Source organism: Archangium violaceum (assembly GCF_016887565.1).
Lineage (GTDB): Bacteria > Myxococcota > Myxococcia > Myxococcales > Myxococcaceae > Archangium > Archangium violaceum_B.
The window spans coordinates 5,941,483-5,956,156 of the sequence record NZ_CP069396.1 but is presented as its reverse complement, the minus strand read 5'-3'; the positions used below and the strand labels follow the sequence as shown (position 1 = coordinate 5,956,156).

At 66.8% G+C, this 14,674-nt stretch carries 9 protein-coding genes; 4 read left to right on the top strand and 5 right to left on the bottom strand.

Features of this window, described 5'->3' with window-relative positions; translation table 11 throughout:
- Window positions 1–52: 52 nt before the first annotated feature.
- A complete protein-coding gene (locus JRI60_RS24120) occupies window positions 53–3,760 on the bottom strand; it encodes a serine/threonine-protein kinase (protein WP_204228237.1) in 3,708 nt (1,235 codons plus the stop codon).
- A gap of 897 nt (window positions 3,761–4,657) precedes the next feature.
- Between JRI60_RS24120 and JRI60_RS55160 the strand changes: the two genes are divergently transcribed.
- A complete protein-coding gene (locus tag JRI60_RS55160) occupies window positions 4,658–4,867 on the top strand; it encodes a P1 family peptidase (protein WP_204228236.1) in 210 nt (69 codons plus the stop codon).
- Window positions 4,864–5,862, top strand: a complete 999-nt coding sequence (locus tag JRI60_RS24110; RefSeq protein ID WP_204228235.1) for a hypothetical protein — start codon at window positions 4,864–4,866, stop codon at window positions 5,860–5,862. The genes JRI60_RS55160 and JRI60_RS24110 overlap by 4 nt, the downstream gene beginning before the upstream one ends.
- A 24-nt stretch (window positions 5,863–5,886) precedes the next feature.
- On the opposite strand, the gene JRI60_RS24105 is transcribed toward JRI60_RS24110, so the two are convergent.
- The 3 genes from JRI60_RS24105 to JRI60_RS24095 all read right to left on the bottom strand — a co-directional run bounded on the left by JRI60_RS24105 (window position 5,887) and on the right by JRI60_RS24095 (window position 12,405).
- Entirely contained in the window at window positions 5,887–6,756 is an 870-nt protein-coding gene (locus tag JRI60_RS24105; RefSeq protein WP_204228234.1) for an alpha/beta fold hydrolase, read from the bottom strand.
- Window positions 6,757–6,782: 26 nt separating this feature from the next.
- Window positions 6,783–10,295 (bottom strand): RICIN domain-containing protein, encoded by a 3,513-nt coding sequence (locus JRI60_RS24100; protein ID WP_239470697.1) that lies wholly within the window; start codon window positions 10,293–10,295, stop codon window positions 6,783–6,785.
- 106 nt (window positions 10,296–10,401) lie between these two features.
- Entirely contained in the window at window positions 10,402–12,405 is a 2,004-nt protein-coding gene (locus JRI60_RS24095; protein ID WP_239470696.1) for a neutral/alkaline ceramidase, read from the bottom strand.
- A gap of 577 nt (window positions 12,406–12,982) precedes the next feature.
- On the opposite strand from JRI60_RS24095, the gene JRI60_RS55155 reads away from it, so the two are divergent.
- Together JRI60_RS55155 and bfr are read left to right on the top strand one after the other, a co-directional pair.
- Entirely contained in the window at window positions 12,983–13,219 is a 237-nt protein-coding gene (locus tag JRI60_RS55155) for a (2Fe-2S)-binding protein (RefSeq protein WP_204228233.1), read from the top strand.
- The gene (gene bfr, locus JRI60_RS24085) at window positions 13,216–13,692 is read left to right on the top strand and encodes a bacterioferritin (RefSeq protein ID WP_204228232.1); all 477 of its coding nucleotides are present in this window, start codon (window positions 13,216–13,218) and stop codon (window positions 13,690–13,692) included. Before JRI60_RS55155 ends, bfr begins: the two co-directional genes overlap by 4 nt.
- 47 nt (window positions 13,693–13,739) lie before the next feature.
- Here bfr and JRI60_RS24080 read toward each other — a convergent pair whose 3' ends face one another.
- A complete protein-coding gene (locus JRI60_RS24080) occupies window positions 13,740–14,579 on the bottom strand; it encodes a nucleotidyltransferase domain-containing protein (protein ID WP_204228231.1) in 840 nt (279 codons plus the stop codon).
- Between the last annotated feature and the right edge of the window lie 95 nt (window positions 14,580–14,674).

Below are 14,674 nucleotides of genomic sequence, written 5' to 3'. Positions count from 1 at the left end.
CCGGGCTCCGGGAGCCGAGCGCTCAGCCGGTCGAGAGTGACAGCTCCTGGAGTCACGGGCGGACCGCGGACCTGGCGAGCTCAATGGAGTCCTTCCATGCGTGCTCGAGGTTGGGATTGACCGTGAGCGCCTGGCGGAAGTCTTCTCGCGCCCGGTCCCGCAGCTGCACCTGCTCCGAAGCACGGCTCTCGGTCTCCGCCTGAATCAGGAGCAGCCCTGCCCGGAGGGCCCGGACCTCCGGCCACTCGGGGCGGGAGGCCAGTAGTCCCTCCACCAGCGAGAATCCCCGCGTCAGGGCCGGGTTGGGCATCCCCACCTTCTCCCTGGCCTGCCACAGTGCCCACCACCGGCAGAACCGGGCGAAGGCGAGTTGGTACTCCTGGTACTCCGGCTCGAGGTCGATGGCCTTCTGGAAGGCCGCTGCCGCCTCGTCGAAGTCCTCCCTGCGGGCCGTTCGCTGCAGCGCCCGCCAGCGGGCTCGGATTTCCAGCATCTCCCCCACGTAGAGCCAGGCCCGGCCCAGCTGGGCGTTCTGCTTCAGGGCGCCCTGGATCGCTTCCATCGCCTTCGGGATCGCCGCTCCCGGCTCTCTCCCGCGCTCCAGCTCGATGGCGGCTTGCAGGCCCAGGGCCTTGCCCAGATTGGCCCGGTAGAGCGGTTCGTCCGGGACGAGCCCGAGGGCCTTGCGATAGGACTCCGCGGCCACACGCACGCTGGCGGCCGGCTCCCTCCCGAGCGCGAGCTGGTACTGCGCTCGTGCCACCTGGAGGGTACCGAGGTTGTTGTGGACGCTCGCGTCCGAGGGGCCCAGCGCAACGGCGCGCTCGAAAGCGGCCTGGGCCTGGTCGAACAGGGGAAAGGGATCGCCGCCGCGGCTCCAGACCTCGGCCCCCTTTCTGAAGAACGCCGCCCCCGCGCCGTTGTGGAAGTAGGGGAGGCCCGGGTTCAAGGCGATGCCTTGCTGGTAGAGGTCGATTGCCATGTCGAAGGCTGGCAGGGGGTCCTTCCCATGGAGCGACAGCCGCGCGGCGAGCTGCTCCTGCAGCTGTGCCGCGTAGAAGTAGGCCACCACATGCTTGGGGTTGAGCGCCCGCGCCTTGTCGAGCGCGGTCCGGGCCTTCTCCAAGTCCCCATCCGGGTCGTTACTTCGCGGGGTGGCGCTCCGCTTCAGGTATGCGATCCCCAGGTTGATCCACGCGTTCGTCATCCGCTCATCGAGCTGGAGCGCCGCGAGATAGGCCTCGATGGCCTTCCCCATGTGCGCCTGCGTGTCCAGACCGACCAGCTCCTCGTAATCGGCCCATCCCTTGTGGACCAGTCCGAGGTGCATGTGGAACGTGGCGTCCCGGTCCTCGGGGGGGAGGCTCGCGAAGCTGTCGAGCGCCTTGCCGAACTGCTCGCGGGGATCCTGGCCGAGCCGTGTGCGGTACTGCGCCCATTGCGACCAGGTATTGCCCAGCTCGAGCCGGGCCTGGGGCCGCGCGGGCGCGACGGAGCTGGCGGCCTGGGCGGCCGCGATCGCCTTCTGAAGAGGCTCCTCCGCCGCTTCGCCGCGGCCGATGAGGTCCTCCGCCACCCGGCGATGGAATCGTGCCTCCAGCACCTTGGATTCGTAGTGGTCCGGGTCAGCGGTGAGCGCGCGCGCCACCGCCGCGAGACCACGGGTGAGGGGGGCCTTGAGGTTTCCCTGGCTGTAGAGCTCCATCACCAGCTCGGCGTATTCGAGCTCGCCCTGCGACTGGGACACCGACGGGACGCTCTCGCCGATGGCGGCGGCCGTGGCGTAGGCCTTTCGGCCCGCCTCGAAGTCGGCCAGCGCGGCCTCACGCTGGCCGGTGTTCCACCGCCGAGAGGCCCGGGCCACTAGGATGTCGCCGCGCAACTGGGGGAACTCGTAGAACCACGGCGTTCCGCCGCCGATCGCGTCGAGGTGGCCGAGGGCCTCTTCCAGGCGGTCCTCGTAGAAGGCGAGCAGCGCGTCCACGTATCGCGAGGAGGGCACCCCGGCGCCCTGGCTCTGCCGCAGGAATCCGATGGCGGGATCGCGGTAGCGACGCTCGATGTCTCGCCGGCGGGCCTCGCGCTGCTCGGGGTTGCGCAGGCGCTCCACTTCCAGGAGCTGCGCCTGGTAGATGCGTCCCATCACCAGCGCGAGCGCGTAGGCCGCGCGGGGCTCGCGGAAGCCGTGGGCCCAGGCCGCTTCGAGGTGCTCACGGGCCTTCACCTCGTCCCCGAGCGCGAGCATCCCGCGGCCGAGCGCGTACTGCCCGGGCCCCATGGCCAGCGGGCCAGCCCGTTGGATCTCCGCCTCCAGCTCCGTCATCTTCGCCCGGATGTCCTGCCGGTCGGCACGTATGTCGTGCAGCGGCGACAGGCCGGAGTAGCGCGCCATGGCCTCGACATGCTCCACCAGCTCGGTGAAGCGGCGGGCCAGGCGCTCGCGCTGGTTGACCTCGCGGCGCTGCAGCCCCGCCCACCCGAGCGCGAGCACCACCAGGGAGAGCGCCACCGAGGCCACCGTCACCATCGCGCGGTGCTTGCGCAGCTTCTTGCGGAGCCGGTAGCCCAGTCCGGCGGCGCGGGCCTGGACGGGTTCGCCCGAGAGGAACCGTTCGAGGTCCTCGGCCAGCGCGCGCGCCGAGTCGTACCGGGCCGAGCGGTCCTTCTCCAGGCACTTGAGGGTGATGGCTTCCAGGTCCGCGGGCAGGTCCGGGTTGAGCGCGCGGGGCGGGCGTGGCTCCTCGGTGGCGATCCGGTTCACCACCTCCAGGCCATTGTTGCCGGGGATGGGGGGCGCTCCGGTGAGCAGTGCGTAGAGCGTGGCCCCCAGGCTGTAGACGTCTGCCCGGCGGTCCATCGTGGCGATCTCGCCGCGGGCCTGCTCGGGCGCCATGTAGTGCGGCGTCCCCAGCACCGTGCCGTCGGCGGTGCCCTGCTCGGTCCAGTCGCGCGCCAGGCCGAAGTCCATCACATACGGCTTGAGGACCCCATCCTCGCCCCGCTCCACCATGATGTTGGAGGGCTTGAGGTCCCGGTGGATGAGGCCCACCCGATGTGCCTCGTGCACCGCCAGGGCGGACTCCCGGAGCAACATGGCCTTCTGCTCGACGGACAGCTCGCGTGCGAGCGCGCTCAGCGGCTGCCCGTCGATGTACTGCATGGCGATGAAGACGCGGCCCTGGACCTCGCCGACCTCGTACACCTTGCACACCCGCTCGTGGTTCACCCGGGCCTGGGAGCGGGCTTCGGAGATGAAGCGACGGGTGTGCTCGGAGTCCTCGTTGCGCACGAACTTGAGGGCCACGTTGCGGCGCAGGCGCGGGTCATAGGCGAGGAACACCCGTCCCATGCCGCCCTGTCCGAGGAACCTCACGGGCTGGTAGCGATCCCAGTTGGGGACCGGGAAGGCCGGCGCGTCCGGAACAGGCTCTCGCCTGGCCGTGAGCCCATCCGAGGTGGCGGTCGTCTCCTGGTGGCCGAGTTCCGCTACCGCGGGCTCCGGCGCTGGCCTGGCCTGAGGTTTCTCGATTGTGACGGTCTCCTCCGCGTATCTGGCGCCGGGCGCCTTGGCCTCTCGCGCCTGGGCCATCAAGCGCACGAGGGTCTCTTCCGAGAGCCGGCCCTTCTCGCGGAGCAGTTCCAGCGGGCTTCGCTCCAGCCGGCGGGCCTCCTCGCGGAGCGCGTCCACCTCTCCTTGCGACAGGAGTCCCTCGGCGAGGGCCATGCGGAGCTCCGCCTCGAATGTGTCGGTCAGGGCCATGTTGGTCGGGATCATAGCGAAATGAAGCGGCCGACCGGCTACGGGCGTGGAAGCCCACCAACCCCTACTCTTCTCCCCGACCCTCTCAGCAATCGGAATCGTTGAGTGACGGACTGGAGTCCTTCTGGGTCTCCAGCCCGTCTCCATCTGGGACCTCCTGCCTCGTTCCCCCCAGCATTCAGATGGCCACCGACCAAAAGCCCTGGTCTTTCGAGTCCATGGGCAGTCTTCGCCAGTTCCGCCTGTCGTGTGGATTCGCTCCAGGCCACCTGAGGCAGCAGCCAGGAAGGAGCAGACGCCGCGAGTGGACTGGGCCGGCGTGTGCCCAAAGCAGGCTGCACCGCCTCTCCTCCGGCCCGGCGCACAGCCCTCCTGGTACCCGTCAGGGGCCCTCCCATCCCTCTCCGCTCCCGCGCCGCCCTCACCAGGGCCCCTGTAGAGGGCCGTGTTGAGGGTGAGGGCTGGAGCGGAGGGGCCGAGGAGGGCCGCTGGCAGGGGCCGCTCGAGCAGTGAGCCCGGTCGGTGGAGAGGCCGCGCAGCCCTTTGAGGAACACGCCTGCCCAGGCCGACCTCCCATGGGGGGCGCGGTAGGAACTGGGCCTGTTGGCTCTATGGTGGCGTAAGCCTCAACACCACGCGGCCTGGGTTGACTCTTGCACCCGGGCCAGGTTCACACCTGCCGTGAGCAAGCCCAGGTGCTCCAGTATCGCTCGCACTCCACGCCCTTCCTTCACGTACGCCAATAAACTCCGCCTGCCTCCACACCTCACGAAGAGCAACACGTCCGCCAGCAGCGTGGCGAGGTTGTCCCTCACCGCCTCGTACAGCACCGTCCCCTCCGGCTGCCTCCGCCGGTACTCCCACCCGCGCCTGCCCAAAGCACCTCCCGCAGAAGACATGACGCCGCTCTTTCAGGCTGTCATCGAGGCCACCGAGGAGGCCATCTACAACTCCCTGTTCACCACCACCGCGGTGACCGGGCAGGGCCTCACAATCGAGCCGCTTCCGCTGGACATGGCCCCATCCTATTCCAGGAGGAGGACATGGACGCGCGGCCCAGGAAAGCCTGTCAGGTTCCCCGGGGCCCCTGCGTCCCGGGGTCCATGAAAGCTGAACGTCTCTTCCTTCCGACCCCCTCCCCTCCCGAATCCCTCTGCTGGAGTGGTGAGGAGCTCGTCGATTGGGTCTCCGGCGGTATCCGCCATGCACTGGATGGGAGGATCGTCGATCCGTACATCCGCCATGGCTACCGCTTCGACGCCGCCGTGATGTCCCAGGATGGCCGGTACGCCGTCTTCTACGAGAAGCTCGGCACCAAGGCGGTCCTGCTGCGCGATGGACGGCAGGTGCGCGAGCTCAACCGCAGCTACTACCACGCGGATGTCTACGAATACCCCATCGCGCTCCAGACCCTGCCGAGTGGCCGCACGCTCCTGGCCCACTGTCCCGAGGAGTATTGCCGCCTGGAGCTCGAGGACGCCGAGACCGGGCAACGGCTCACCCGCCGGGAGAGCGAATCGCCTGACTTCTTCCACTCCCGGCTCCAATTCAGCCGTGATGGGCGCTACCTGCTCAGCGCCGGGTGGATCTGGCATCCGGTGGACGCGGCGTATGTCTTCGACGTGGCCCAGGCGCTCGAGCGGCCCGAGTCGTTGGACCAGTTCCAGGATCTCGTGCGGGGGGATTCATTCCTCGAGGTCCACTCGGCGGCCTTCGGAGCGCGGGATACGCTCGTCCTCAACTGCTCCGGCCTGGACGGGAACGAGACCCCCGTCGGAGACGGACAGCCGGAGAGCGCCGTGCGCCTCGGGGTCTACTCGCTCACCGAGCGCCGCTTCCTGTCCCTGGCGCCCCTGGAGCAGCCCGTGGGGACCCTGATGGTGATGGAGGACCACGCGGTGGGCTTCTACGAGCACCCCAAGCTCATCGAGCTCACGACCGGCCGGGTCCTGGAGAGCTGGCCCGGGCTCGCCACGGGTCAGCAGTCCAGCAGCATCATCCACCACCTCGACCCCCTCCCGCCGCTCGCGCTGGACCCCGTCGGGCGCCGCTTCGCCGTGGGGACGGACAAGGGCATCGAGGTCGTCCGCTTCAGCGCGTAGCAACCACCGGGGCGCCGTTGGGGGTCAGGAGACGGAGGCTGCCCGGGCCCGCGGCGCCGACCAGGCGTCGAGGAAGGAGCACAGGGCGGCGGCGAAGGGCTCCGGCCGCTCGAAGAACGGGAAGTGCGAGCCCCCCTCCTCGGCGGTGAAGGTGCGCAGCCGGGCACCGGGGATCTGCTCGGCGCTCCACTTCTGCGATGCCGGGTTGACGTGGCTGACCTCTCCGGCGATCACCAGCGTCGGCACGTCGATGCGTGGCAGCACGTCACGCCAGTCCTGCATGATGTGATCCAGCAGCAGCCGCGAGCCAAAGTCGCCGTCGAGCTTGAGGTTCTCCTGGTAGAGCCACGCCAGATCCTCGTCGGAGATCTGCCTGGTGAGCATGGAGACGAGGAAGTTGCGCCGCACGGCCGCCGCGTCGGGACCGACAATCCCCTTGCAGAAGGCCTCGGCACCGGGGAAGTCCAGGATGGCACCCACTTGAGCCGCCTCGGTCTTGTTCAACCAGGGCAGGACGGTGCAGGCGCTGGGCTGGTCGATGATGATGAGCGAAGCCACCTTCGCGGAGCCGAACAGGTCGAGGTAGCTCCACAGCACCGACGCCCCCATGGAGTGGCCCGCGAGGTCCGCCTGCTCGATACCGAGGTGCGTCAGGAGCTCATCGAGGTCGCGCGCGAGCCGGGCGATGCGGGCGCCGTGCGTGGGGTGGCCGGATTCCCCGTGGCCACGCTGGTCGTAGCTGAGGACACGGTAGTGCCTGGCCAGCAAGGGAATCACCCGGTCGAACATCGCACGCGACTGCGACCAGCCGTGCAGCAGCACCAGGGTGCGCTGGCTCGAGCCAGCGATGTGGTAGTCCAGGTTGCATCCGTCGGCAGTGGTGAAGGTGCTCATCGTGTTCTCCTTGGGCCGCTCTTGGTTCAAGGCCAGAGACGCGAGGTCCACTCGCGCCACTTCTGGATGCGCTGCGCATCGGCACCCAGCTGCGTGGCCTTCCAAACGCCATACTGCTGCGACTGCTCGGCCGTGACCCTTCCGTTCACCGCGTTCATCACGAAGCTGCCCGGTTGTGGCTGCGCCAGGGGCTTGCGGGTCTGGTCCACACAGAACGCGAACCCGGCATACGGCTCGCTCTCTCCCAGCTCCGTGTTGGCCGGATCGCAACGCCGCCAGTTCGCGGGCTCGGTGTCGGTGTACAGGACATTGAACTGGTTGATCGCCCCGTTGAGCACCTTCAGGTACAGGCCCGGTTGGAGTTGTTCGAGCTTGCTGAAGGGCGTCTTGCTGGTGCCCTGGGTCGTCGCCTGATCCATGAAGTTGGTGGGAGTCAGGTGCTTCAGGGTCTGCGCCCGGCCGAAGCGTCCGCGGTTGTCTATGAGGCTGCCGGTCTGGGTCGGCACGTAGAGCGGGATGTCGTTGTTGACGTACTGGGCCGACTTGATGCGGGCCTGCAGCAGCCGGATGTCACTCAGGAAGGCCGCGTTCGCGTGCGCGGGTGTCGAGGTGCCCACGCTCGCCGACAGGAGCTCGTCGAAGCCGGTCAGATAGGGCCAGTCCACCGAGAAGTTCACCCAATCGCCCTGGGCGCCCGGGTTGATGGAGACCTGCATCTGGTACCACGCGTTGGTCCGGTAGTACGAGCCCACGATGTTGGAGCGCTCCCAGGCCAGGTACCACTCCCGGGTGACCTTGCCCGTGGAGGTCTCGTCTGCCTGGTAGAGCATGTGCGGAGCCAGGAAGAACACGCTCACCGTGTTGAAGGGCCAGCCTCGCACTTCACCCCGGCCTCTCCAGGTCCGGGTGGCGGCGTTGAAGTCGCCAATGAACCACTGCTGATTGCCTTCGAGCCCATGGGTGTGGGCCCACTCCCACTGTTTGATGACGTTCCAGTGGAGCATGCTCATGACGGCGCGCTCGATGAAGGCATTGGTGGTGAAGGACGCCGGATCACTGTCCGTCGTGGAGCTGGCGGCGCGCGCGGCCAGGAGACGGGCACCGACCTGTGCACCGTACTCGCCGGAGCTGGCGATGTGATTGCCGCGGCCCCCGCCCAGGAAGCGGTAGGCCTCCCAGCCAAAGGCGCTGAAGTAACCCTGCGCCTCGTTGCGCTCGCTCGGGGTCAGATGGCTCCAGTCCCCATACTGCCCGTTGGGATTCTTGTGGGCCTCGAGCCACGCCTCGATCTGGTCCGCACTGGCCTTGGGATGGGTGCGGCTGCTTTGCGACCACTGGGCTCCGTTCTCGAAGGAACCGGCGCTGCTGGCCCCCGTGGGCCATACGTCGAGCGGATGGATCGTGGGCAGCCAGGCGTTCCAGTCGGGATACTGCAACGGCATCGCGACTTCCCGTGCGTTCAGGGTGGCGTTGGCGTTCATCACGGCATCGACGTCCGCCTGACTCAGGTTGAGTGGCTGGGAGCCCAGCGGCTTTCCAAAGAGGGCCTGGACGGCCTGGGTGGGGGTCTCGAGCACGGCGCCCAGGCCCGCTCCGGCGGCCCATTCGATGATGGGTCTGCCGTCCAGCCCCGGGCCGGGTTGGTACGGTGGGTTCCACGGCGAGGCCTGGGGCACGTGGGGCACGTTCCGCTGACTGTAGCGAAGGTAGGCGACGATCTGTCTGCCTTGTGCATCGCTCAGGCCGTGGAAGCGCGAGCGCTGCACGATGGCGTTGTTGGAGTAGTTGAAGTACTGCAGATCCCGCCCATCGCTCGCGTGGCAGGAGGAGCAGGCGGCCTTGATGCCGCGTCTGACGATACTGCTCTTGAGGAGCTTGCCCTGGCCATACCAGAGCGCCTCGCCCGCCGTGACATCGGCACTCCAGGTCTGGCCGGCCACCTTCTCGACCTGGATGTCGGCGAACCGCACGGGGTTGCTGGCCAGGCTGGTGCCCTGGGCGTCTCGCAGCTGGAGGTCGAGGACGCGGTAGCCATTGGACTCGCCATCGGTCCCGTTGAAACGGAACTGGATGAGGTTTGCCCCAGGCGCGGCCACGAGCCTCGCCCGGGTGGTGGCATCGAGCTCGAGGCTCATGCGCGTGGTGTAGAACCCGCCTCGGGTCAGACCGCCCTGGACACGTTCCACATCGGCCAGCTTCACGGTGGCGTCCGTGATGTCGATCCAGGGGATGCCGTCGGCCTGGTCCGGGCTGACGCCTCCGAGCACGCGCACACTGGCCTTGATCCGGGTGGGCGGCTGGCTCGTCGCTTCGAACTCGGGGGCGCCAAAGAAGGCGCAGCGGTGGCACACCCACCACAGCTGGCTCACGGCGCCGAGCTTGCTGGAGTCAACGTGAAGGCTGGCCTCGGAGATCGCCGGGATCGAAGGGGAGCCATCGCTCAGCACCTCGAGTGGGAGCTCGAGCAGATTGGCGGAGCCGGTGGGCGCCGATTGCGTCGCGGCCTCCAGCCGCCACTGCTGGTTGGACTGGCCGTTGCAATCCCACTGGATGATCTGCCCGCCCACCTCCTGGCTCATGCCCTTCACGTCCATGCACTTGCCGCTGTGCGAAGCCTCGAGCTGGTAGGCCTCTCCCACGGGGGTCACCCTGAAGCGTTGGTTGGGCCCACCGGTGTCGCTCCACTGCTGAAGCGGCTCGCCATTGACCGGGGTGTTCCCGCGCACGTCCAGCGGCTTGTCACTGTGGACGCCACGCAACTGGTAGGTGCCATCCGCCGAGGGCAGAACCTCGAAGTGCTGATGCGCCACGTTGTCGCAGTTGGCTTGCTGGACCTGGGTTCCATCGGCCGTGCTGGCGCCGGCGACCTCCAGGCACAGGTTGGAGCTCACCGAACGCAGGCTGTACTGGCCCACGGCCAGCGGGCCCCGGCTGTCGCCGCTTCGGGGATGGAGCAGGAAGTGCTGCGGCGCCTGACTGTCGCAACTGGCCTGCCGCAGACCGGCCCCCTCGGTGCTGGAGCCGCCTTCGATGGCCACGCATTTGCGGCTGCCCACGTTGACCAGGCTGTGGAGATTGCCCTGTTCGCGTCGCAGCAGGAAGCGCTGGGCACTGGAGCCGTTATCGCTCCACTGTTGGATGACGGCACCGTCCGCGGTGGAGCCGCCGTTCAGGTCGAGCACGCGACCGGTGCCCACGTTGACGAACTTGTAGCCTCCGTCGGCTTCTCGGATCACCTCGAAGGTCTGATTCGGGCCGTTGACGCAGGTGGCTTGCTGGATCCTCCCTCCGTCAGTGGTGCCGGGGACTGCCTCCACACACTTGCCGCTCAGAGCACTCACGAGCACGTAGCGGCCGGCGGGCAGCGCGGGAGCGGCATCGGCCGTGCGCATGGCGGCCGGGCGGGGGCCGCTTCCGGACATCGCGGCTTCGGGGTTCGCCTTCGCCACTCCCGGGTCGCCACGGTCTCCACATGCCGCCAGCAAGCCCACGACCGTCAGCACGACCACTCCGCGCAGGAGGTGGAAGTGGTCTTTCAAGGAACCATCTGATGTCCCGATCACCCAATCAAAGTAGAACGTCTGGCCTTGTTGGAAATCACCCGAAAGAGGGAGTGAATAGTCACCGAAGACATCGTGCGGGCGCTTACAGCACCGTGAATGGCTCCGAAACCCCTTCATAGGGGCTTATCTGCCCGGTCCATCCAGATTTCCAGTGGCCCTTGTGGCGTATGCGGTATGTCCCGGCCGCGGCGTTTCTCGTGTCCCAGGTAATCGTTATCTTGGAATAGGAGATTCCGCTCCGTTCCCACCTGTATGTCGTTTCCGGGTCCCAGTCCCACGCGATCGCGACCCATGCGCCGTTCACCAGCTTTTCGACCGCCAGGAACGATCCCTGCGTCTGGAGATTGTTGTTCGGATGCCCGCCCCAGTACTGCACGGTCACCAGGCTTCCCCTCGCATAGCTCGCGGCCGGCTGAGTGATCACGCTCCCGAAGTCCTTGTCGAGCGGCTTGTCGTCCAGCACCACCTTCGCGGTCATATCGACCGTCTGGCCCGTCACGTCCTCGGGTGTGGGGCCGGCCGCGACGTCGGCGCCGCTGACGATGGCCTTGCTCAGCCTGGTATATTCCTGCTGAAAGGCGGCCAGCTCGTTCGGACCGAACTGCGTGCAGGCCCCCTCATACCACTGCTTGGCGTACTCCTCCCGGGTGGCCAGGTATGACGCGTACGAGTTGGAGAGCCCGGCGATGACCACCGTGTCGACGCCGACGCTCGCAAGCTCCGTCTTCACCGTGTCCTTCAGGCGGCGGCCCGCCATGGTGGTCACCTCGGCGGGTACGGCGACGATGGCCAGATTCCCTATCTTCAATACCTGGAGGGGCATGATCTGCGGGGTCATGGTCGGACCGTTGATGTTGAGGCCCGCCACGCCAGTCGGTATCAGCACCGGTTTTTCCGCATGGCACTGCTTGTACGCCGCGTCGGTGGTCGCCGGCCACGCGAAGGCGAAGACGCCGCCCAGGAGTTGGAAGAGCGCCGCCTTGCCGGCGCCCTCGCTCCACTGCACGCTGTCAACCGTGGTCCCGTTCGGGAAGAGCGGCGAGGGGCTCGGATTGTCATACGGGCTGCCGGCCGAGAAGGAGGCCCCCATACCGGCCGCGCAGGTCGTGGTTCCCGCGGAAGCGACGTAGAGCGTCCTCATATCCACCCACTCGTGGCGGAAATCCACCGAGCCGGTCAGCTCCCTCGTCGCGCCGTCGTAAAGCTCTTTCGCCTTGTTGTATTGTTTGAGGACGGCGTTCTCCAGGCTCTTGTTCTTCTCGAACGTCAAATCGGGAGGCGCATGACCGAACCCGATATTCGGCGTCACATCGCCGGCGTTGGCCTGGGCGAACGCGGCCACGAATGTCTTGTTCGCCAGGTAATCCGTCCCCTTTTCCTTCTCGAAGAGGTACGACGCCCAGCCCTTGTTGTCGCCGCTGATCAACCTGTTTCCGGGGCCGATGCTGTCCGGGTGCACCGCGTACCAGTTCACCATGCCGATCTCCTCGCCATCGAGGCCGACGAGCTTCAGAAGCGTCATGGTCTTGTCCGTGATGCTGTCATACCGGGCCCGCTCCGCCGCGGGGTTGTTGTTGTAGGCTTCCACCGCGCGGTTCCCGCCGACGCCCTCGAGCGTCCCTTCGTTGACGAGGATCTTGCCGGGCTTCACGTTGGCATGGGCGCGCAGGATGGACTGGTAGATGCCGTCCACGATGGCGTCGAAATTCTGTCTCACGAACCCGTTGATGGTCGCGTCATACAGAAAATACCCCGAATAGCCCCCGGGGCCGCTGTGGGTATGCGTCGCCGACAGGAGGATGTTTTTCGTGTTGTAATATTGCGCGAGCTCGGCATTGGCCGCGATCTTCTCGCTCACTTTCAGCTTTACCATCTGGAAGAGTTGGCCCAGGTCGGCGCTGACAAAGACGACCCGCCTGGTACCGTCGCCGATGACGAAAGCCCGTGACCGCAGCCTCATGTGGATGCCGGCGGTTTTCTGTTCCGATACGGCAAACCCCATCATCGTGAGCTCTCCGGCCGGGCCGGTGATGTCATAGATACCGCTTCCGATGAGAAAGACGTTGCCACCGGCTTGGGCGGTCATGCCCTGATCGTTCCGGTGATAGCCCGTCCCTTCCGACGACGAGCCGTTGCCCCCGTTGTCCCGGGTGCTGTCCGAGCACCCGGGGGCACAGACGAGGCATCCCCAGAGCAGCAAGGAAAGAATCCGATGGATTCTGGCTGTGATTGTGCGCATGAACATCCTCCCATCCATTCCTGGGAAAACAAACAAAACCAGCAAACAATGCACCAGCCATGTGCTTTGCTAATACATACAATTCAATATCATGCCCGATACTGAACAGTCCGTACTTGAACATCGAGCCGGGACGAGACGCGGCGTGGAGGGTGGAAGCCACCCCTTCGAATGTCTCCGAGTGGCTCGTCATCGCTGCTCGGGTAGCCACGGGGCAGTCCTCGCCAGTCCCACCTGCACCCACCCTCTCCTTCACGGAAGGCCGCCTGCCCTCCAAGCCGGCCGGCACCCGCGAAGGGCCGGGTGTGCGCTCCTGGACAGAGCCCTCCCCGGACGCGGCTTGACCAGGGGGGTTTTGAAACTTATTATCATTCTCATTTGAATGAGCGCCGCTTGCTGCGGCCAGTCGTGACTCGAGCCCCGTATGATCGTGTGCCTGTGCCGTGTCGTGTCGGATCGGACCATTCGAGCCCGGATTTCCGAGGGGGTGCGGACTGTGGATGACCTGGGACGCGCGTGTGGAGCTGGAACCGGATGTGGGGGGTGCAAGAGCCAGCTGGCTCAGCTCCTCACGGAGAACCGGCAGGAGGCCTGTGCCAGATCCGCTGCTCGGGAGGATTGTACGGGCATCACCCTCCCGTTAGTGTCCGCGGTTCTATGAAAGGCCACCCCCAGGTCCTCGACCTCCTCAACGACATCCTGACCACCGAGTTGACGGCGATCAACGAGTACTTCCTGCACGCGCGCATCGCGAGCAACTGGGGGTATGAGCGGCTCGGAAAGAAGATCTACGAAGAGTCGATCGGCGAGATGAAGCACGCCGACCGGCTCGTCCAACGCATCCTGTTCCTCGATGGCCTGCCCAACCTGCAGCGCCTGGGCAAGGTGAACGTGGGCGAGAGCATCCCGGAGATGCTCCGTCTGGATCTGGACCTGGAGCTCGGCTCGCAGAAGCGACTCAACGAGGGCATCGAGACGTGCCGCTCGTTGGGGGACAACGGCAGCCGCGAGCTGCTGGAGACGATCCTCGAGGACACCGAGGAGCACATCGACTGGCTCGAAGCCCAGTTCGAGCTGATGAAGCAGGTAGGCGAGACGAACTACCTCGCCCAGCAGATCAAGAAGGAAAGCTGATCGGGCCGGTTCTCCACCCTCTCCCTTCGACTTCTGGAAGAGTGGGCTTACCCCTTCGTCCCCACTCGCTCCATGATCGCGCGCAGACCGTCGGACAAGCCGCGCAGCCGGCGCAGCGCGCTCTCGTGGTCCGCGTTTCCGATGTCGCGCCAGATCTCGGCCTGCGCCCTGGCCAGGCCCTCGATGGTGATCGGGTAGGTCGCGGCTTCTGCGACGGCGCCCTTCTCGTTGATGAGGTAACGGCCGTTCAAGGCAAACAACACCTGCGCCATGCAGCACAACGCCCGGTAGGCACAGCCCGCGATGTGCGTCTGCTCGGCGCGCCTGGCCGCGATCTGGGCATTCTCGATGGCGAAGCCCACCTCCCAACCGAAGCGGACAATCAGCGCATCCCTTAGAGCCTCCGGGTATGGCCAGGTTTCGCCCTTCAGCTCCGCGATGCGGCCGAACGGATCGAGGAGCGGCTGACAGGTCGCGACCTCGCCCATCCAGATGACCGAGCAGAAGCCGTGAGGGTGGCCTGTCTGGTAGTTCATCGAGAAGCGGCCCTGCCGCGCCTCGGCGATGACCTCGCGAACGCGTCCGAGATCGCGGTAGAGGAGATCGACCTCCGTCCCTGCGATGGTGAGCCAACCGCCGCCGTTGATCCACGGCCCCCACTCGCCGATCCGGGTCACCGTCGACGATGGATCATCGACGAGCGGGGCGATGGCCGACTGGAGTGCCGCCACATCAAGCGGCGCGTCGGGCTCGTAGTACAGGCCGATGTCGTAGTCGGAAGCGGGGCCAGCCGTGCCCCGCCCGCGTGAGCCGCCGAGCACGAGCGCGACCACGCCTGGGACGGACCGGAGCGCCTCGACTACACGGTCAAGCACGAGATTCTCCATCCGCTCATCATGGCATCGAGCGGAGACAGCCGGAACATTGGACGGAGAGACACGGGAGTGCATGCAGGGGACTGTTCACTGGCGAGGGACCGCAT